This window comes from Shewanella sp. S23-S33 (assembly GCF_043359565.1).
In the GTDB taxonomy this organism is placed as follows: Bacteria; Pseudomonadota; Gammaproteobacteria; order Enterobacterales; family Shewanellaceae; genus Shewanella; species Shewanella oncorhynchi.
Map to the genome: position 1 here is coordinate 12321 of NZ_JBHFFD010000075.1, position 20220 is coordinate 32540.

Sequence of the window (20220 nt, forward strand, 5' to 3'; positions counted from 1 at the left end):
CCTTAGTAAGCCAACTTATGCTGAACTTTAGACCGCTATTGTTTATTTTAGGGCTTTTTTTGTCCATGCTGACAGCTTTCATGCTGATCCCTCTGCTCCTCGCCGCATACAAAGGTGAGGAAACCGTGGGCTCTTTTATGGTGTCGGCATTAGTCACAGGCATTAGCTCAAGCCTGTGTTTACACAATGGCCAGAGCAAAAGCATTAACCTCAATATCCGCGATATGTTCCTGCTAACCAGCCTAACGTGGTTGATCGTAAGCCTATTCGCGGCCATGCCATTTACCCTTTATCACGGTATTGGTTATACCGACGCCTTCTTTGAAACCATGTCCGGCATCACGACCACAGGTTCTACTGTACTCTCAGGGTTGGATACTATGGATCACAGTATCTTAATCTGGCGCTCTTTATTGCAATGGCTAGGTGGGATTGGTTTTATCGTAATGGCGGTGGCGATTCTGCCCTTCTTAAACGTTGGCGGGATGCGGTTATTCCGCACTGAATCATCCGATTGGAGCGATAAAGCAGTGCCTCGCACCCAAAGCATGGCTAAGTATTTATTCTTTATATATATTTTACTAACGAGTATCTGCTGTGTTGCCTATCATCTGGCGGGAATGACTTGGTTTCAGGCCATCAATCATGCAATGACCACCCTCTCGACTGGTGGCTACTCGACCTCAGATAGCTCAATGGCGGCGTTCTCCAACTCTGCACACTGGGTTGGGATTTTCTTTATGGCAGCAGGTGGCTTGCCACTGCTCATGTTTGTACAAACCATACAGCAAAGGGATCTACGGATTTGGAACGATGCTCAGGTCAAAGGCTTCTTATTTTTCCTCACATTTGTATCTTGTTCTATTGGCTTCTGGCTGTGGCAAACCCGCGACATTGAGCTTCTAGATGCACTGCGTTTATCCAGCTTTAACGTGGTATCGGTAGTCACCACTACAGGTTATGGCTTAACGGACTACGGTGCTTGGGGCGCCTTTGCCAATATCGCCTTCCTGTTTTTAATGTTTGTCGGTAGTTGCTCTGGTTCAACTTCGGGCGGGATTAAGATCTTCCGTTTTCAAATTGCTGGGGCCATTATGCGCGAGCAATTGAAACAGCAATGTCATCCAAACGGTATCTTTAGGGAACGTTACAACAACCGCATCATCAGTGATGATATCGTGCGCTCTCTGATCACTTTCGTACTGCTGTTTGTGATGGTGATTGTAGGCTTGTCAGTGATTTTAGTGCTCACGGGTCTCGATCCTATGACCAGTTTCACGGGCGCGATTACGGCAGTCACTAACGTGGGCCCTGGTTTAGGCCCGATTATTGGACCTGTAGGTAACTTCTCAACGCTACCCGATGTCGCTAAATGGGCGTTGTCACTCGGCATGCTCCTCGGTCGTTTAGAAATCTTAACCGTGGCGGTGTTGTTCCACCCGAGTTTCTGGAAGTACTAATTCAGTAGAGCTTGAATACTAAAAAGGCGCTTAACTTGTTAAGCGCCTTTTTTATTAAGCTGTTGCAGTAACGTCAGCTAATTCCAACAGATGATCAGCATAGACTTTCACATCTGCCCAGTCGGTATAATCGATAACTGACTTAGGATCAGTTGGACCCTTAGTCATCTTCATAATCAACTGAATCGCCAATCTGTCATACCAAGGCCATGAAGGATAATCCACTTTGCCCGCAATAATTTTAAGATCAGCAGGCGTCCATGGCGATAACGCAATGAACTTTTGCAGATATTTATTATTTGCAGGGATACGTTTTTCAGGATTTCTCGCCACAACATTGACGCAGAAAAAACTGTTTGGCAATGCGCCCAGAGCCTGTGCATGCTGCTCAATAAATTGAAAAACGCTCTTATCATAGGTGCCATAGAGCACGCAGGCACCTAAGGCAACGACATCATAATCAGGCCAATTAATACAAGTTGCGGCAGCACTGTTGATATCGATGAGGTCAACCTTAGCGTCACGAAATCTTAATTGCTCGGCAATTGCACTGGCAATCTTGGCCGTATGGCCACCACGGGTAAAATAAAGTACGAGGACGCGTGTCATAGGCAATTCCCGATCCACTGAGTAATACCACCATTGTGGCAAGGTTACGTTAAATAAACCTCTGATAGGATCACAAATCAGTCGTATCTCATATTCTGAGATGCAAAAATTGAGATCTGCATTGCCGAGCAGTATGATTGCGTAAACACATGTGTTCAATTAGAATTATCTAATCAAAAGCGATAAAGTGAGTGACCTTATGCAAAATGATATAGATGTAGATGCAATGGTAACTAATGCGGAAAGTGCGGCTAAATGGCTCAAGGCCATAGCGAACCCTTATCGCCTAATGATTTTATGTCTATTACTAGACAAAGAGTTGAGCGTAACCGAGCTCAACGCCACAGTGCCATTAAGCCAGTCGGCTCTATCCCAGCATTTAGCCGTATTACGCGCAGAAGATCTCGTGGATACCCGTAAGAGCTCGCAAATTGTTTACTATAAACTCAAGAACGAGCAAGTCACCCAAGTGATTTCGATTCTGCATAGCCGCTATTGCGCAGCCTAACACTGTAAAATTAGCCTAAATTTAAGCCCTAACCTCTTGCAAGTGATTAGGGCTTAATGGTTTTTAATGTCGGCTAAAACGGTTACCGAAGGCATCGACTTTTGCCCAATCGGTAAACTCAAAAGTACCTGTAATATCAGTTGGCCCTTTAGTCAACCACATGATAAAACGTATCATGGTCCGGTCGAAGAAACCGTATTTAGGGTAATCAATCTTGCCCGCAAACACTTCTAACAGCTGGGGTTGCCACAGTGAAAGCTTGAGAAACTTTTGCATATAAGGATTGGTTTCAGGCGTATTTTTTAAGGGTTTGCGCGCCACTACGTTAACGGTAAAAAAACCATTAATCTTAGTATCTAGCACTGCATGGTGGCGATTCACATACTGATAAAGCTCTGGTCTATGTTTACCATAGCGAATACTGGCACCAATCAGCACTTTATCAAAATCCACTAAGCTCAACGCTTCCGCCTGCTCTAATGTGGCGAGCGAAACCTGCTCTCCCGCCTGTTCAGCAATCGTCTTCATTTTTTGGCAAATTGCCAATGTTTGGCCATCTATCGTCGAATAGATTATTAACGTCTGCATGATTAATTCTTCCAAAAAGTTGGCGTAAACAAAATCAGTAAGGTAAATACTTCGAGGCGACCAAACAGCATAGCCACGACCAATACCCACTTGGCTCCATCACCAATACTGGCATAATTGCTCGCTACCTCACCTAAACCTGGGCCTAGGTTGTTTAAGCATGCCGCCGTGGCACTAAAAGCCGTAATATCATCTAATCCCATCGCCATGAGTGCAAGCATACAAATCACAAACACCAGCGCATAGGCAGAAAAGAATCCCCAAACAGCATCAACCACGCGGTCGGGTAAGGCTTTAGAGCCAATCCTAATCGAAAACATTGCCTTAGGGTGAACGAGTCGTTTCAATTCACGGGAACCCTGTAACAGCAGTAAAATTACTCGAATGACCTTAATCCCACCCGCAGTTGAGCCACCACAGCCACCGATAAAACTCGAAAACATTAATAGTATGGGTAAAAATAATGGCCACAGATGGAAGCTATCAGTGCCAAATCCAGCCGTAGTGGCAACTGAAACTGCCTGAAATAAAGCATGATCTAAGGTTTCTTCTGGCGAATCATAAATACCAGAACGATAAAGCGTGAAGAAACAAATCGCGGTGAGAATAAGTTGAATCGCCACCAGCATCTTAAATTCAGCATCTTTAAAATAGACTCTAACGTTAATCCCACGTCGTGAAAATGCCGCAAAATGCACGCTAAAGTTAACCGCAGAAACAATTAAAAAGAACACACAAATAAGATTAATAGTAGGACTATCGAAATAGCCCATGCTGGCATCGTGGGTCGAAAAACCTCCGATGGCTATGGTCGAAAATGAATGACAAATGGCGTCAAAAATACTCATGCCCGCCCACCAATAAGCCGTCGCACAGGAAATCGTTAGCAGTAAATAGATATACCATAGTGCTTTAGCAGTTTCGGCTATCCGCGGGGTCATCTTACTGTCTTTCACTGGCCCCGGAATTTCTGCGCGATAAAGCTGCATTCCTCCCACACCGAGCACAGGTAAAATAGCCACTGCGAGCACAATAATCCCCATGCCGCCAAGCCATTGCAGCATATGGCGGTAAAACAAAATGGCCTTAGGTAGGAAATCGAGCCCGACAATGACAGTGGCTCCGGTGGTGGTTAACGCAGAAAAAGATTCAAAGAAGCTGTCTGTCCAGCTTAAGTCTGGCTGACTCGAAAAGATAAACGGCAAGGCACCAATAGAACCCAGTACAGTCCAGAACAGCACGACAATCAGGAAGCCCTCTCGCGTACGCAATTCTTCTTTGCAGTGGCGGTTCGGATACCAGAGCCAAAAACCAATAAATAGGCTAACAAAAAATGCCTGCATAAACGCCGTGCCGCCGCCATCGTTATACCAAACAGCGATCAGTGCTGGTGGCAGCATAGTGATTGAAAATAAACCAATCAGCAGGCCTATGATTCTAATTATGGTTTTATATTGCATTACGCGAGTTCAATTATTCCATTGGCTGTAAAGGTATTTTCAGCATTTGGGCTATTTTGGCATAATTTACGCAGGCATCACAGCTCAAACTCGGGCCTCAAACTTCCTTGACTCAGTGTCGCCAGCGACTCACAAAGCCATGCCTGTTGCTCTCGCCCTATCTCAAACACAATATCGACCGCTGCGGCAAATTGCTTATCGATGATCACGGCATCCACTTGCTGTAATAGATGCTCGACATCGCGCAGCTGCGCATAATCACAATGCAACTTGGCAGGATACCGTAACTGTTTGAGTCGCGTCGGTAATTGAATCAAGCCTTGCCTTAAGCCCGACGTATAAGCCCGAACGAGTCCACCTACGCCTAGCTTAGTACCGCCATAGTAACGCACGACAACAGCGCCAACTTCGCCAATATGTGCCCCTTGCAACACAGCTAACATAGGGCGACCAGCACTGCCAGCGGGCTCACCGTCATCACTCGAACCAATCAAGACGCTATCATCCGGTGCGCCCGCAACAAAAGCTGAGCAATAGTGACTTGCGCCGGGATAGTCACGCTTTATGTCAGTAAGTACTAACTTTAATTTATCGACGCTATCGCAATGAAAGAGAAAAGAGATAAAGCGACTATGCTTTATCTCTTCTTCAATGACGATTTCATCACAGGGAACGTTATAACTTTCGAGCACGAATTCGCCCTAATCTATTTTCAAACATCAATCGGCTAAGCCGAGCTCACGGGTCATATTCTCGTTTCTGTCTTGATGCACTATGACGTTATCTTCGATACGAATACCGCCAAAAGGCCTTAATTCATCAACCGTTTGCCAGTTGATCTGCAGGCCACGACTATCTTGTTTAAGCTCATTGAGCAAAGTATCTATGATGTATAACCCAGGTTCCATAGTCAGCACTTGGTTTGGCGCTAAAATGCGGGTGCAACGTAGGAATGGATGGGGCTCGGGGGCCGCGATATGTGTACCGCGCTCATCGTGGGAGAAGCCACCCACATCATGCACTTGTAAACCTAACATGTGGCCTAAACCATGGGGGAAGAAAGCACTGGTTATGCCTTGATCAACCAAACCTTGGGCATCCCCCATGGCTAAATCAAAATCCAATAGCATTTGCGCGACTTTAGCGTGAGTCGCTAAGTGTAAATCAGGATAACGCACGCCGGGGCGCATCATGTCGATAAGCTCAAGCTGTGCCTTATTCATCGCAGCGATCAACTCATCGAAACGATTCTTCTCGAATGCATAGGTTCTAGTGATATCAGACGCATAACCAAAGTAGCTCGCGCCCGCATCGATAAGAAAAGACAAACGTTTCGCAGGGCTTTGATGCTCGAGCGCGGTGTAATGCAAAATCGCCGCATTTTGATTAAGAGCGATAATATTGCCGTAGGGCACTTCATTTTCGCTCTGGCCCACGGCAGATAAATAATGCTGTTGGATCTCGAACTCACTCGCACCGTTATAAAACGCATTTTTAGCCGCCAAATGTCCCTGCACCGCAATTTGGTTGGCGCGGCGCATACATTCCAGCTCATATTCAGTTTTAGTGGTTCTATGGTAATGCAAATAGCTCATCACAGCATCGGGATTGCGACTGGTAAAACCCAGCACTTCGGCTACATCTAAATGCTCACCCAAATAAGCCCAATTAACTGTGTCTTTAGGTAACAGCTCAGCGACCTTATCGGCCTTAGTTAACAGCTTAATATCAAAATGCTCGGTCCAGAATATATCCGGCACATCGGATACTTTGTGCCAAAAATCCACAGGACGATAAAAAATCAGCTGCGGCTTATCGCGACCATTGACGACTAACCAGCAATTCGGATTATCCAACACTGGCAACCATGCCTTGAAGTGCGGGTTTGCTTTAAAGGGATAATTGATATCATCCAAAAACATCCGATGCGGCTGACCCGAATGGATCACTAAACCAGACAAGGCTTCTCGAGACAAAATCTCTGCGACTCGGCGGTTTAACTCGGCAATATGGGCACGATAGTGATGAGCCAACTGATCCATTTGTCATCTCCTGCAATGAATAAAAGTTAATATTATGAGCCAAATTTGCCCACATAATCTTAATCTGATCATGAACAACAGATTCAATCAAAACGTTAAACTGTCACTCAATCTAAAATACATGGCTGCTAAACAAAGAACATTAAAGCGATAACATCATGATTATTTTTAATAATTCTATTCAACCCTAGCATGGCTACAGCGTTTAAACGTCTAAGGAAAACAGCCACAAAGACCTATTTATCCGCAAAGTGATTTAACGCATTCTAGGTGTTCTACACTCTGTGCAGTGTATCACAAAGGTGAAAAATCACTCTAGCCGACAAGAAATTAAACAGTCGTTTAAATTGGGTGTTGTAATTTATCGAATTTCGAAGCACACTGGCACACAACTGGTCAAATGATGGCCGAAGCTGCTGTGAGATAGAGAGTCGTACTAGCACCAACACATAATGGTGGGTATCACTTTTAAGCCAAAAGGAAGCAAGCAATGATCTACCAAAGTCCTACAATTCAAGTTGAGTTACTCGAGGATAATATTGCCAAGCTGTGCTTTAACGCACCCGGTTCGGTGAACAAATTCGACAGAGAAACCCTCGCTTCGCTCGATGCCGCATTAGACAGCATCAAGCAAAATTCCAATATCAAAGCGTTAGTGCTGACCTCAAGTAAAGATACCTTTATTGTGGGTGCCGACATTACCGAATTTTTAGGCCTATTTGCACAAGATGATGCCGTACTGCTCTCTTGGGTTGAACAAGCCAACGCTGTCTTCAACAAACTCGAAGACTTACCTTTCCCAACCGCATCTGCAATCAAAGGCTTTGCCTTAGGTGGCGGCTGTGAAACCATTCTGGCAACGGATTTTCGTATCGCAGATACCACAGCCAAAATCGGTTTACCTGAAACTAAACTCGGCATCATCCCAGGCTTTGGCGGCACAGTTCGTCTGCCACGTGTGATTGGTGCAGATAACGCACTTGAATGGATCACCACAGGTAACGACCAACGCGCTGAAGATGCACTGAAAGTCGGTGCTGTGGATGCTGTGGTTGCGCCAGAAGCATTAGAAGCGGCTGCGATTCAAATGCTCAAAGATGCTGTTGCTGAAAAGTTGGATTGGCAAGCGCGTCGTAACCGCAAGCTGTCTGCACTAACACTGCCAAAACTCGAAGCTATGATGTCATTCACCACAGCTAAAGGCATGGTGTTTGCTGTTGCGGGTAAACACTACCCTGCACCAATGGCCGCAGTAAGCGTGATTGAGCAAGCATCGACTAAAGGCCGCACCGAAGCACTCCAAATCGAGCATCAAGCCTTTATCAAACTGGCTAAAACTGACGTAGCTAAAGCGCTTATCGGTATCTTCCTTAATGATCAATTCGTTAAAGGCAAAGCGAAAAAAGCGGGTAAGTTAGCCAAAGAAGTGAAAAACGCTGCCGTATTAGGTGCTGGCATTATGGGCGGCGGTATCGCCTACCAAAGCGCCAGCAAAGGCACACCGATTGTCATGAAAGACATTGCCCAGCCAGCATTAGATTTAGGCCTCAATGAAGCCGCCAAACTGCTGTCTGCCCAAGTTGCTCGTGGCCGTTCAACGCCAGAAAAAATGGCCAAAGTGCTGAACAACATCACGCCTTCATTAGATTATGCTGCGCTCAAACACAGTGATGTCGTCGTTGAAGCCGTTGTTGAACATCCAAAAATTAAAGCACAGGTTTTAGCCGAAGTTGAAGGTTATGTGAGTGAAGATGCGATTATCGCGTCAAACACCTCAACGATTTCAATCAACTTGCTCGCTAAGAGCATGAAGAAACCTGAGCGTTTCTGCGGTATGCATTTCTTCAACCCAGTGCACAAAATGCCGTTGGTAGAAGTTATCCGTGGTGAGCACAGTTCTGAAGAAACCATCGCCTCTGTTGTGGCTTACGCCAGCAAAATGGGCAAAACCCCAATCGTGGTAAACGATTGCCCGGGTTTCTTCGTTAACCGCGTACTCTTCCCTTACTTTGCAGGCTTTAACGGCTTACTTGCCGAAGGTGGCGACTTTGCTGCAATCGACAAGGTAATGGAAAAACAATTCGGTTGGCCAATGGGCCCTGCTTACCTGCTCGACGTAGTGGGTTTAGACACAGGTCATCACGCCCAAGCCGTTATGGCTGAAGGTTTCCCTGATCGAATGGGTAAATCAGGCACTGATGCGATTGATGTGATGTTTGAGAACAAGCGCCTTGGCCAGAAAAATGGCAAAGGTTTCTATGTCTATTCAGTCGATAGCCGTGGCAAACCGAAGAAAGATGTCGATCCAACGAGCTACGGCCTATTGAAAGATGCCTTTGGCGAGTTAAAAGCCTTCGAAGCCGATGACATTATTGCCCGTACTATGATCCCTATGATCATCGAAACCGTGCGCTGTTTAGAAGAAGGTATTGTCGCATCGCCTGCCGAAGCGGATATGGGCCTAGTTTATGGCTTAGGTTTCCCGCCATTCAGAGGCGGCGTGTTCCGTTACTTGGATACCATGGGTGTCGCAAATTTTGTGGCCTTAGCAGACAAATATGCTCACTTGGGTGGTCTGTATCAAGTCACAGATGCGATGCGCACATTAGCAGCCAATAACGGTAGCTACTACCAAGTCTAATTAGCGGGAAAGGAATTTAATCATGAAACAAGCTGTTATCGTAGACTGCATCCGTACTCCGATGGGCCGCTCAAAGGCTGGCGTATTTCGTAATGTGCGTGCAGAAACTCTGTCTGCCGAATTGATGAAAGGTCTGTTGCTGCGTAATCCGCAACTCGACCCAAACTTGATTGAAGACGTGATTTGGGGTTGTGTGCAACAAACCCTAGAGCAAGGCTTCAACATCGCCCGTAATGCTTCACTATTAGCCGGCATTCCAAAGACCGCTGGCGCTGTGACGGTTAACCGCCTATGTGGTTCGTCAATGGATGCTATCCATCAAGCGGCGCGTGCGATTATGACTGGCATGGGCGACACCTTTATTATTGGTGGCGTAGAACACATGGGCCATGTGCCTATGAGCCATGGTGTCGACTTCCACCCAGGTCTTGCTAATAACGTGGCAAAAGCCTCTGGCATGATGGGGTTAACTGCTGAAATGCTGGGTAAACTGCACGGTATTACCCGTGAACAGCAAGATGCTTTTGCAGTACGTTCTCATCAACGTGCTTATGCTGCGACGATTGAAGGCCGTTTTGCCAAGGAAATCTATGGCATTGAAGGTCACGATGCTAACGGTGCCTTAATTAAAGTACTGCAAGACGAAGTGATCCGCCCAGAAACCACAATGGAATCTCTGGCTGCACTGCGTCCCATATTTGATCCAGTCAACGGTACTGTAACTGCTGGTACTTCTTCAGCACTGTCTGATGGCGCTTCAGCCATGTTGATCATGGAAGAATCTAAAGCGCGCGCACTTGGCTTACCAATTCGTGCACGCATTCGCTCTATGGCGGTTGCAGGTTGTGACGCGGCTATCATGGGTTACGGCCCAGTGCCAGCCACACAAAAAGCACTGGCTCGTGCTGGTATCACAGTTGCCGATTTAGATGTGATTGAACTTAACGAAGCGTTTGCAGCTCAGTCTTTACCTTGTGTGAAAGATTTAGGTTTAGCAGATGTGGTTGATGACAAAATCAACCTCAACGGCGGCGCAATTGCACTAGGTCACCCACTGGGTTGTTCAGGCGCTCGTATCTCTACGACGCTGATCAACTTGATGGAAGACAAAGACGCGACCTTAGGGTTAGCGACCATGTGTATTGGTTTAGGCCAAGGTATCGCAACCGTGTTCGAACGCGTTTAATTCGTTAATCGAATAATTATCAAAGCCGGAACTTGTTCCGGTTTTTTTATGCCAAATCTTCTGCCATCGTAAATATTAATATTTCTCATTTCTTCTGCTGTTCATTTGAAAATCAGTCCGTTATCGACTTAACTACAAGGGCATTACTGGCTATTGTGGACGACAACAGGCAAGCAATCATCAGCCAAATCTAGGCAGTGTAGTGCAAGGATGCAATTCGTTGTTTTACCAGAGGAATGCCTGATGCTACAAACGGAACAGACCCTTTTCGAACAAATGCGGATCACTGAGTTGGAGATCGAGTCTCGTAAGGCGCTCTTCTCTTTTACTGGGGGCGATGTAAAGGCCCTACAATCCTTTAAGCCTATCATCGAAGAAAACATCGATAAAATTGTCGATGACTTTTACGGCTTACAAACCAGTGTGTCAGAAATTGCGCTCTTGATTGGAGACTCAGACACCCTTGCCCGCCTGCGTACCGCACAGAGAAGATATGTACTTGATTTATTTAATGGTGTTTATGATCTTGAGTACGTAAACAATCGCCTACGGATTGGTTTAGTCCATAAACGCATTGGTGTTGAGCCCAAACTTTACCTGTCTGCGGTACACACACTGAAGGAATTGATCTATGCAGTGATCAACGGCTCAGTACAAGATGTACGTCAAGCCGAACGTATTCGAGCCGCAATTGATAAACTCGTGCTGTTTGATGTCACACTAGTATTCGATACTTATATTCGCAGTTTAGTCTCCGAGATTGAGAACGCTAAAGATAAGGCCGAGAAATATGCCCAAAGCATGGAAAGCAAAGTCAAAGAGCGCACCCAGCAGTTAGAAGAACTCTCGCAGACCGATCCCTTAACAGGTTTACTCAATGTAAGGCACTTGCAAGAAACAGCAACTCGCATACTCAGAGCTGCCCAAAGACGCGCCGAGCCCGTATGTGTCATCTACTTAGATGTAGATGATTTTAAATTATTTAATGACACTCAAGGCCATAGATCAGGTGATGAAGTACTTTGTGCTGTCGCAAAAGCGATTAAAGAAACCACTCGTGCTGAAGATCATTGTTTTCGATATGGTGGAGATGAGTTCTGTATCATCATGCCTAACTGTCGTGAGGAACAAGCTCGAGAGAATTTCATCACTCGGTTTAATCAAAAAATAAAACTCAGTCTAAACAATATTTCCTTAAGCTTTGGCATTACAGATACTGGCCCCTATGAATATGAAGAAGCCAATAGCTTAATTCATAAAGCCGATCAAAAAATGTATAGCTACAAACGGGCGTCCAAATTGCAGCAACAAACTATGGCGGCAGCAAATGATTTAGCACCAGAGAATAGCACAGCTGTCATCCATCCAATCTCTCAATCTCAAAGCGCTGCTGATAAAGCCGTTGAGTAATGTTAATTATCATAAGCCATAAGTTTGTTCCACGTGGAACATTTTATCTCTAGCTTTGGTAACGACAAAAAGCACACCAATCAAACCACATCACAAATTGAGACCACCAACTTGGTTTATCATGGGGGCTGGAGTAACATTAGCTAATTCTGCTTAACCGTTCAGTAGAGGTAATATGAACGACGCTTTCTCAACCGCACAGCATAGGCTCGATGCACTAGGCTTACGTTGCCCAGAACCTGTAATGATGGTGCGTAAAACGGTAAGACAAATGGCTGTAGGCGAGACACTGCTGATCATTGCCGATGACCCTGCAACGACACGCGATATTCCAAGCTTCTGTGAGTTTATGGATCACACCCTTATCGCCAGCGAAACGGCTCAGACGCCATACCAATATTTGATCAAAAAAGGACTTTAAGTCGTATCGTTTTAGCGACTTAATCATTAAAAAAGGATGTGAGGAACTATGCCAAAACTGCTGGCAATTGCATATAAAACTGTAAAGCGCGGCCCAATGAATGAGGTTCTCTGTGCCAATGTCACCCAGTTAAATGGTGTAGAGAAAGATGTATTTGGTCGTCCTGGCAAACGCCAAGTCACTGTGCTTTCCAAACTACAATGGCAACAAGCCTGTCGTGCTATCGAGGCAGAATTGCCTTGGACGACTCGCAGAGCAAATCTGCTCGTTGATGGTCTGGTATTTAGCAGTGCAGATGTTGGTAAACATTTACAAATTGGTGAGTTACTACTTGAAATTACAGGTGAGACCGATCCCTGTAAAAAAATGGAAATTGCACATGTTGGTTTAGAAGCCGCACTCACCCCAGATTGGCGAGGAGGTGTAACATGCAGGGTATTAAATGATGCCATGATCCACCTAGGTGATGAGATAGCAATTTTCTTTCCTCGCTAATCCAATCACCTATCTCAGCTAGTTATCCATATTCCTCTATAAATAGAACCAAATAACTTGGTTCTATTTCTGTTGTCCCAATCCTAATATAAAAATCAGCTTTCTAACTCGAACATCAATTGAAACAGTATTTACGTTTTCCTTCCTATCTATTTATGCGATAACTACACCAAGTATTAACAAAACTTTATCTTGTGATTAATACCGCTCATGTAGCCCATAAGAACGATAACAGGAAGTGACATGTTGAACTCTAAACTTACCCCGCTTTATATTGCCCTCACTCTTGGGATGAATACCCTCGCAGTTAACGCCACAGAAACGAAAGAATCGACTTGGAATGTTAACGCTCCAGCGAATGCTCCCTTAGTGCAAGTCAAAGTTGATGTTAATGAAGGCACTTGGATGAACTTAAGTGTCAGTCCAGATGGTAAGCATATCGTCTTCGACTTACTCGGTGACATCTACCAAATTCCAGTAACAGGCGGTGAAGCTAAGCCATTAGTCCAAGGCATAGCTTGGCAGATGCAGCCCGTCTATAGCCCTGATGGCAAGCACATTGCTTTTACGTCCGATGGCGATGGTGGTGATAACATTTGGATTATGGATGCCGATGGTAAAAACCCAAGAACCGTCACCCAAGAAACCTTCAGGCTGCTAAACAGTCCAGCGTGGAGCCCAGACTCCCAGTATCTGGTTGCCCGTAAGCACTTTACCGCCAGTCGTAGTTTGGGTGCGGGCGAAGTGTGGCTATACCACGTTGCGGGTGGTGAAGGCGTTAAATTGACCGAACGTCCTAATGATGAGAAAGATTTAGGTGAACCCGCGTATTCACCCGATGGTCGCTATATCTACTTTAGTCAGGATGACACGCCGGGTAAAACATTCCATTACTCAAAGGATTCGGTCAACGGTATCTACAAAATAAAACGCTACGATACTCAAACTGGTGAGATTGAAGTATTAATCGAAGGCACGGGTGGTGCAATTCGGCCAACGCCGAGCCCAGACGGCACTAAGCTCGCCTATATTAAGCGCGATGATTTTCAGTCATCACTCTACCTACTCGACCTTAAGTCGGGAGAGACGACTAAACTGTTTGGCGAACTTGACCGTGATATGCAAGAGACTTGGGCCATTCATGGCGTCTATCCAACAATGGCATGGACACAAGATAACAAGGATATTTTCTTCTGGGCTAAGGGAAAAATTAATCGTCTGAATGTTGCCAATAAAACACTCACAGATATCCCCTTTAGTGTAAAAACTGAGTTAGCCATACAACCCTCGGTGCGCTTTAAGCAAGATATCGATAAAGACGTTTTCGATGTAAAAATGCTACGTATGGCGCAAGTCTCACCGGATGGTAGCAAAGTCGCCTTCGAAGCACTGGGGAAAATTTGGTTAAAATCCTTACCCGATGGCAGAATGTCGCGCTTAACTGATCTAGACAAAAATATTGCAGAACTTTATCCCCAATGGTCGCGCGATGGTAAAAATATTGTTTTCACCACTTGGAATGACCAAGACCAAGGCACAGTGCAAATGATTAGCGCCAAAGGTGGCAAACCTAAGCAGCTAACATCTGAGCCAGGAAAGTATGTCGAACCCACCTTTTCACCCAATGGTGAACTCGTAGTGTATCGTAAAACTCAAGACGGTAACCTCACACCAAGAACTTGGTCGCAGGAACCTGGGCTATATAAAGTCGATATAAAAGGTAAACAAAATAGCAAGATCAGTGCCGATGGCTATCAAGCTCAATTCGGTGCCAATGCCGATCGCGTCTTTTTTATGAATAGCAGCGAAGATGAAACGCCACAATTATCATCGATCAATTTAGACGGCTTCGATAAACGGGTTCATTACAGCAGCAAACATGCAACTGAATTTAGGGTTTCACCCGATGGTGAGCAACTCGCCTTTGCTGAACGCTTTAAAGTTTGGGTAACACCTTTTGCAAAACACGGCGAGACAGTTGAGATTGGCCCCAATGCCAGCAATCTACCTGTAAGCCAATTGAGTGCACGTGCGGGCGAAAGTATCAGTTGGAACAGTAAAAGCGACCAACTATATTGGACTCTTGGCCCCGAGCTGTACCAAGCCAAGGTTGACACTCAATATCGCGACAAAGATGGAAAGGCACAACCAAGCATTATCGATTTAGGCTTTACCGAAAAGGCCGACGTTCCACGTGGAACAATCGCCTTCGTCGGCGGTAAAGTGATTACGATGGAAAATGACCAGGTGATTGATAATGGTGTGGTCATAGTCAAAGACAATCATATTGTCGCCGTAGGCAATGCCAATATTACGATTCCCAAGGATGCGCAGATCATCGACATCAAAGGCAAATCCATTATGCCAGGACTATTCGATGCCCATGCCCATGGACCGCAAGCGGATGATGAAATCGTGCCACAACAGAACTGGGCGCTGTATTCAGGCTTATCCTTGGGTGTCACCACGATTCACGATCCCTCGAATGACACCACAGAAATCTTTGCCGCATCTGAGCAACAAAAAGCAGGCAATATTGTTGGCCCACGAATATTCTCCACCGGCACCATACTCTATGGCGCAAATGCGCCTGGCTACACATCGCACATAGACTCACTGGATGATGCCAAATTCCATCTTGAACGCCTGAAAAAAGTCGGAGCCTTTAGCGTAAAAAGCTATAACCAACCGCGCCGCAATCAGAGACAGCAAGTCATAGCTGCAGCACGTGAACTTGAAATGATGGTTGTCCCTGAAGGTGGCAGCTTGCTGCAACATAATTTAAGCATGGTCGCCGATGGACATACTACGATTGAGCACTCACTCCCCGTTGGTTCAATCTATAACGATATCAAACAGTTTTGGAGTCAGACTCAAGTTGGTTACACGCCAACCTTAGTGGTCGCCTATGGTGGTATTTCTGGTGAAAACTACTGGTATGATAAAACCGATGTGTGGGCCCATCCACGCCTATCCATGTATGTGCCAGCCGATATTTTGCAAGCAAGATCAATGCGACGCCCCCATGCTCCAGAGAGCCACTACAATCATTTCAATGTTGCTAAGGTTGCTAACGAGCTCAATAAGTTAGGGGTTCACCCAAATATTGGCGCCCACGGTCAGCGTGAAGGTTTAGCGGCACATTGGGAAATGTGGATGTTTGCCCAAGGCGGCATGAGCAATATGGAAGTGTTGAAAACGGCCACCATTAATCCAGCGACGACCTTTGGCATGGAGCAGCAACTCGGTTCTATCAAAGAAGGTAAGCTCGCAGACTTGATCGTTATTGATGGTGATCCATTAGCCGACATTCGAGTCACCGACAGAGTCACTCATACTATGGTCAATGGTAAGTTATTTGATGCAGAGACTATGAATGAACTTAATGGGGATAAAGCACAGCGTAAGCCGTTTTTCTTTGAGAAAATCTAAGTTCGACCTCAAGGAAAAATGAAATTGTCGCTTTTCTATAAGGCCATTTAGACTTTATAAGAGGGATGACTAACTCCTGCGAATAACAAAAAGCATGTTCCACGTGGAACATGCTTTTTTATCTCTAGGCTTCTAATACCACAAGCCCCAACCCTACTTCAATATCGGGCAAGCTCTGCGATTAATGTTACTCGTGGTTATGCAGTCCGGCACAAGAATCGACACAGGCCTGATAGGAAATACACTCGACAAGATGATCGTTCACCATACCCACCGCCTGCATAAAGGCATAACAAATGGTTGGGCCGACAAAATTAAATCCAAGCTTCTTTAACGCTTTTGACATGGCTTCAGATTCTGGTGTTTGTGCAGGAACCTGCGAAATTGCCGTAATCTGATTAACTATGGGTTTTCCGCCCACAAAGCTCCATAAAAATGCAGAGAAATCCTTCCCGTCGGCAGTATAGGCTAAATAACCTTTAGCATTCTTGATGATAGAGTTCACCTTCAAGCGATTGCGCACTATACCGGGATTCAACATGAGCTCCTCTACTTTCGCCTCATCGAAAGTAGCAATAATCTCAGGTTCAAAATTAGCAAAGGCCTGTTCATAGTTTTGTTGCTTCTTCAGGATAGTTATCCAAGATAATCCGGCCTGTTGACCATCTAAACACAACTTAGCAAACAGCTCCTTTGGATCATAAACAGGTCGCCCCCACACTTTGTCGTGATACTCACGATACAAGGGATCATCACTTACCCAGCCACAGCGGATCTCTTCCATGGTATATAACCTTATTGTTTTAATTAAGAAGGTAAAAAATAACCTACATAAGCAGATATCTACAAGGTATAATCGAACCCATTTTCTATTCAGGCTGACGGCAGTAGACAAGTAGACATGACGACAAAACACGACGTAAAAACATTTCAGGGTTTCATTCTCACCCTGCAGGAATATTGGGCACAGCAAGGCTGTGCAATTGTTCAACCTCTAGATATGGAAGTCGGCGCTGGTACATTCCACCCACAAACTTTCCTACGTTCTTTAGGGCCTGAACCTATGAGCAGTGCCTATGTGCAGCCATCGCGCCGCCCTACGGATGGTCGTTACGGTGAAAATCCTAACCGCCTGCAGCACTACTACCAATTCCAAGTCGTGTTGAAGCCTTCACCTGACAATATTCAAGAGCTGTATTTAGGCTCACTACAAGCACTGGGTATTGATACTCAAATCCACGATATCCGCTTTGTAGAAGATAACTGGGAATCACCAACACTAGGTGCTTGGGGCTTAGGCTGGGAAGTCTGGCTTAATGGCATGGAAGTGACTCAGTTTACTTACTTCCAACAGGTCGGCGGCATCGAATGCAGCCCAGTCACAGGTGAAATCACCTATGGCCTAGAGCGTCTGGCCATGTATATCCAAGGCGTAGATAGTGTTTATGATCTCGTATGGACCGATGGTCCACTAGGCCTAATCACCTATGGCGATGTGTTCCATCAAAACGAAGTCGAGCAATCGACCTATAACTTCGAGCACGCCGATGTGGACTTTATGTTCACCCTGTTCGATCAGTGCGAAAAAATGTGTCAGCATTTATTGTCGCTAGAAAAACCTTTACCTCTGCCCGCCTACGAGCAAGTGATGAAAGCCTCACACGCCTTCAACCTGCTCGATGCCCGCCATGCCATTTCAGTTACAGAGCGCCAACGCTACATCTTACGTGTTCGTACTATGGCGAAAGCGGTCGCTGAATCTTATTATCAGGCACGCGAAGCGCTTGGCTTCCCAATGTGTAAGTAGAGGTAAAAACATGAATTTTGAAAACTTACTCATAGAGTTAGGTACGGAAGAATTACCCCCTAAGTCACTGCGTAAACTGGCTGAATCCTTTTTAGCTAACTTTACTGAAGAACTCACCAAAGCCGATTTAGCGTTCAGCTCAGCCGTTTGGTACGCAGCGCCACGTCGTCTGGCAATTAACGTCACTGAACTTGCCCTTGCGCAAGCTGACAAAGTGGTTGAGAAACGTGGCCCCGCCGTGAGTTCAGCATTCGATGCTGAAGGCAAACCGACTAAAGCCGCTGAAGGTTGGGCACGTGGTAATGGCATTACCGTTGAGCAAGCCGAACGTTTAGTCACAGATAAAGGCGAATGGTTAGTCCATAACGCCAAAGTTGAAGGCGTCGAAACCAAAAGTTTGATCGCCGCTATGGCGCAACGTGCCCTCGATAAATTGCCCATTCCTAAGCCAATGCGTTGGGGTAATAATAAAACCCAATTTATTCGCCCCGTTCATACTGCCACTATCTTGTTAGGCAGTGAGTTGATTGAAGGTGAATTGCTGGGTATTAAATCGGCGCGCACTGTTCGCGGTCACCGTTTTATGGGCCTAAAGCAGTTTGAATTAGCCCATGCTGATCACTACCTTGCCGACCTAAAAGAAAAAGGCAAAGTCATCGCCGATTACGAAAGTCGTAAAGCGTTAATCAAAGCCGATGCCGAAAAAGCCGCGGCTAAGATTGGTGGCACAGCGGATATCGAAGATAGCCTGCTTGAAGAGGTCACCTCTTTGGTTGAATGGCCTGTGGTATTGACCGCTAGCTTCGAAGAAAAATTCTTAAGTGTACCGTCTGAAGCTTTGGTCTATACCATGAAAGGCGACCAAAAATACTTCCCAGTCTTTGATGATGCAGGCAAGTTACTGCCAAACTTTATCTTTGTGGCCAATATCGAATCTAAAGATCCCGCGCAAATTATCTCTGGTAACGAGAAAGTCGTTCGCCCACGTCTTGCCGACGCCGAGTTCTTTTTTAATACCGATAAAAAACACACGCTGGAATCGCGTTTACCGAGTCTTGAAACCGTCCTGTTCCAACAGCAGCTCGGTACCTTAAAAGACAAAGTGAATCGTATTTCTGCCCTAGCCGCCTTTATTGCCGAGCAAACTGGCGCGAATGCGGTTGATGCAGCTCGTGCAGGTTTGTTATCTAAAACCGATTTGATGACCAATATGGTGATGGAGTTTACCGACACTCAAGGCACTATGGGCATGCACTACGCCCGCCTCGATGGTGAAACCGAAGCCGTTGCGGTTGCAATGGAAGAGCAATACAAGCCTAAGTTCTCTGGCGATACAGTGCCTAGTGCTGGTGTATCTTGCGCAGTCGCATTAGCAGACAAGCTCGATACTTTAGTCGGTATCTTTGGTATTGGCCAAGCACCAAAAGGCGCAGCCGATCCCTTTGCCCTACGCCGTGCCGCCATCGGTGTGCTGCGTATTATCGTTGAGAACAAACTGCCACTGGACTTAGTAACGCTGATTGCTAAAGCTCAGGAGCTCCACGGTACTAACTTAAGCAACGCCAATGCAAGCGACGAAGTGTTAGAGTTCTTAATGGCTCGCTTCCGCGCTTGGTATCAAGATAAAGGTATTGGTGTTGATGTGATCTTAGCCGTGCTAGCACGTCGCCCAACACGCCCAGCTGATTTTGATAGTCGTATCAATGCGGTATCACACTTTAGAAGCCTAGAAGCTTCTGGCGCACTTGCAGCAGCGAACAAACGTGTATCTAACATTCTGGCTAAGGTTGAAGGCGCTTTACCGACAACGATCAATGCGAGTTTGTTGACCGAAGCCGCAGAGCAAGCATTGGCGGCCAAATTGAACGAGCTGCAACCGCAATTGGCGCCTTTGTTTGCCAATGCCGATTACCAACAAGCCTTAACCTTGTTAGCTGCCCTACGTGAAAGCGTGGATCAGTTCTTCGAAGATGTAATGGTTATGGCGGATGATGAAGCTTTGAAAAACAATCGTTTAGCATTGTTGAATAATCTACGCGAGCAGTTCCTGCACGTAGCGGATATATCACTACTGCAATAACGATACTAAGGTTTTTTAAATTATCGCTTTATAAAAAAACGCGCTCAATAGCGCGTTTTTTATTGTCCTGATTTCTTATAC

Annotated in this window: 16 protein-coding genes; 10 read left to right on the forward strand and 6 right to left on the reverse strand. The window is 45.7% G+C overall.

All coding sequences use genetic code 11. The annotated features are described in order from the left end of the window. Positions 1–17: 17 nt before the first annotated feature. On the forward strand, positions 18–1460 hold the full coding sequence (locus ACHA99_RS21200) for a TrkH family potassium uptake protein (protein ID WP_113941395.1): 1443 nt from the start codon (positions 18–20) through the stop codon (positions 1458–1460). A 54-nt stretch (positions 1461–1514) separates the two neighbouring features. Here the strand turns inward: ACHA99_RS21200 and hemG (ACHA99_RS21205) are convergent, their stop codons facing one another. After that, positions 1515–2069 (reverse strand): menaquinone-dependent protoporphyrinogen IX dehydrogenase, encoded by a 555-nt coding sequence (hemG, locus tag ACHA99_RS21205; RefSeq protein WP_105250824.1) that lies wholly within the window; start codon positions 2067–2069, stop codon positions 1515–1517. Positions 2070–2268: 199 nt separating this feature from the next. Between hemG (ACHA99_RS21205) and ACHA99_RS21210 the strand changes: the two genes are divergently transcribed. After that, positions 2269–2577, forward strand: coding sequence for a metalloregulator ArsR/SmtB family transcription factor (locus ACHA99_RS21210; protein ID WP_105250823.1), 309 nt, complete (start codon positions 2269–2271; stop codon positions 2575–2577). Between the two features lie 63 nt (positions 2578–2640). Here the strand turns inward: ACHA99_RS21210 and hemG (ACHA99_RS21215) are convergent, their stop codons facing one another. From hemG (ACHA99_RS21215) to pepQ, 4 genes are all read right to left on the reverse strand, one after another. Then, positions 2641–3165 (reverse strand): menaquinone-dependent protoporphyrinogen IX dehydrogenase, encoded by a 525-nt coding sequence (hemG, locus tag ACHA99_RS21215; protein ID WP_263183818.1) that lies wholly within the window; start codon positions 3163–3165, stop codon positions 2641–2643. A gap of 2 nt (positions 3166–3167) precedes the next feature. Beyond that, positions 3168–4625 carry a TrkH family potassium uptake protein gene (locus tag ACHA99_RS21220; protein WP_105250821.1) on the reverse strand — a complete coding sequence of 486 codons (1458 nt, stop codon included), beginning with the start codon at positions 4623–4625 and terminating at the stop codon, positions 3168–3170. Positions 4626–4702: 77 nt separating this feature from the next. Beyond that, positions 4703–5317: a YigZ family protein gene (locus ACHA99_RS21225; RefSeq protein WP_105250820.1), complete on the reverse strand. Its 615-nt coding sequence runs from the start codon at positions 5315–5317 to the stop codon at positions 4703–4705. Positions 5318–5344: 27 nt separating this feature from the next. Continuing rightward, positions 5345–6667 (reverse strand): Xaa-Pro dipeptidase, encoded by a 1323-nt coding sequence (pepQ, locus tag ACHA99_RS21230; RefSeq protein WP_393944817.1) that lies wholly within the window; start codon positions 6665–6667, stop codon positions 5345–5347. A 490-nt stretch (positions 6668–7157) separates the two neighbouring features. Between pepQ and fadB the strand changes: the two genes are divergently transcribed. From fadB to ACHA99_RS21260, 6 genes are all read left to right on the forward strand, one after another. Next, complete coding sequence (fadB, locus tag ACHA99_RS21235) at positions 7158–9308, forward strand: fatty acid oxidation complex subunit alpha FadB (RefSeq protein ID WP_393944819.1); 2151 nt, start codon at positions 7158–7160, stop codon at positions 9306–9308. Between the two features lie 22 nt (positions 9309–9330). Then, positions 9331–10494, forward strand: a complete 1164-nt coding sequence (fadA, locus tag ACHA99_RS21240; protein ID WP_393944821.1) for an acetyl-CoA C-acyltransferase FadA — start codon at positions 9331–9333, stop codon at positions 10492–10494. 243 nt (positions 10495–10737) lie between these two features. Further along, positions 10738–11904 (forward strand): diguanylate cyclase domain-containing protein, encoded by a 1167-nt coding sequence (locus ACHA99_RS21245; protein WP_105250818.1) that lies wholly within the window; start codon positions 10738–10740, stop codon positions 11902–11904. A 175-nt stretch (positions 11905–12079) separates the two neighbouring features. After that, positions 12080–12325, forward strand: a complete 246-nt coding sequence (gene tusA, locus ACHA99_RS21250; protein WP_338258956.1) for a sulfurtransferase TusA — start codon at positions 12080–12082, stop codon at positions 12323–12325. Positions 12326–12373: 48 nt separating this feature from the next. After that, complete coding sequence (locus tag ACHA99_RS21255) at positions 12374–12820, forward strand: MOSC domain-containing protein (protein ID WP_113941403.1); 447 nt, start codon at positions 12374–12376, stop codon at positions 12818–12820. Between the two features lie 243 nt (positions 12821–13063). Further along, complete coding sequence (locus ACHA99_RS21260; RefSeq protein WP_393944825.1) at positions 13064–16252, forward strand: amidohydrolase family protein; 3189 nt, start codon at positions 13064–13066, stop codon at positions 16250–16252. Positions 16253–16439: 187 nt separating this feature from the next. Here the strand turns inward: ACHA99_RS21260 and ACHA99_RS21265 are convergent, their stop codons facing one another. Then, positions 16440–17036 (reverse strand): DNA-3-methyladenine glycosylase I, encoded by a 597-nt coding sequence (locus tag ACHA99_RS21265; protein ID WP_393944827.1) that lies wholly within the window; start codon positions 17034–17036, stop codon positions 16440–16442. Positions 17037–17153: 117 nt separating this feature from the next. Here ACHA99_RS21265 and glyQ point away from each other — a divergent pair, with 117 nt between their 5' ends. Both glyQ and glyS read left to right on the forward strand, forming a co-directional pair. Then, entirely contained in the window at positions 17154–18059 is a 906-nt protein-coding gene (gene glyQ, locus ACHA99_RS21270) for a glycine--tRNA ligase subunit alpha (RefSeq protein WP_006084781.1), read from the forward strand. A gap of 10 nt (positions 18060–18069) precedes the next feature. Continuing rightward, positions 18070–20139, forward strand: coding sequence for a glycine--tRNA ligase subunit beta (glyS, locus tag ACHA99_RS21275; protein ID WP_393944829.1), 2070 nt, complete (start codon positions 18070–18072; stop codon positions 20137–20139). Positions 20140–20220: the final 81 nt, after the last annotated feature.

What these genes read in the sequence shown, in the direction of transcription:
- ACHA99_RS21245 (WP_105250818.1), top strand. Translation starts at nt 10,738, where the DNA reads ATGCTACAAACGGAACAGACCCTTTTCGAACAAATGCGGATCACTGAG.
- hemG (WP_263183818.1), bottom strand. Translation starts at nt 3,165, where the DNA reads ATGCAGACGTTAATAATCTATTCGACGATAGATGGCCAAACATTGGCA.
- glyQ (WP_006084781.1), top strand. Translation starts at nt 17,154, where the DNA reads ATGACGACAAAACACGACGTAAAAACATTTCAGGGTTTCATTCTCACC.
- hemG (WP_105250824.1), bottom strand. Translation starts at nt 2,069, where the DNA reads ATGACACGCGTCCTCGTACTTTATTTTACCCGTGGTGGCCATACGGCC.
- ACHA99_RS21210 (WP_105250823.1), top strand. Translation starts at nt 2,269, where the DNA reads ATGCAAAATGATATAGATGTAGATGCAATGGTAACTAATGCGGAAAGT.
- glyS (WP_393944829.1), top strand. Translation starts at nt 18,070, where the DNA reads ATGAATTTTGAAAACTTACTCATAGAGTTAGGTACGGAAGAATTACCC.
- ACHA99_RS21200 (WP_113941395.1), top strand. Translation starts at nt 18, where the DNA reads ATGCTGAACTTTAGACCGCTATTGTTTATTTTAGGGCTTTTTTTGTCC.
- fadB (WP_393944819.1), top strand. Translation starts at nt 7,158, where the DNA reads ATGATCTACCAAAGTCCTACAATTCAAGTTGAGTTACTCGAGGATAAT.
- ACHA99_RS21220 (WP_105250821.1), bottom strand. Translation starts at nt 4,625, where the DNA reads ATGCAATATAAAACCATAATTAGAATCATAGGCCTGCTGATTGGTTTA.
- fadA (WP_393944821.1), top strand. Translation starts at nt 9,331, where the DNA reads ATGAAACAAGCTGTTATCGTAGACTGCATCCGTACTCCGATGGGCCGC.
- ACHA99_RS21265 (WP_393944827.1), bottom strand. Translation starts at nt 17,036, where the DNA reads ATGGAAGAGATCCGCTGTGGCTGGGTAAGTGATGATCCCTTGTATCGT.
- ACHA99_RS21255 (WP_113941403.1), top strand. Translation starts at nt 12,374, where the DNA reads ATGCCAAAACTGCTGGCAATTGCATATAAAACTGTAAAGCGCGGCCCA.
- ACHA99_RS21260 (WP_393944825.1), top strand. Translation starts at nt 13,064, where the DNA reads ATGTTGAACTCTAAACTTACCCCGCTTTATATTGCCCTCACTCTTGGG.
- tusA (WP_338258956.1), top strand. Translation starts at nt 12,080, where the DNA reads ATGAACGACGCTTTCTCAACCGCACAGCATAGGCTCGATGCACTAGGC.
- pepQ (WP_393944817.1), bottom strand. Translation starts at nt 6,667, where the DNA reads ATGGATCAGTTGGCTCATCACTATCGTGCCCATATTGCCGAGTTAAAC.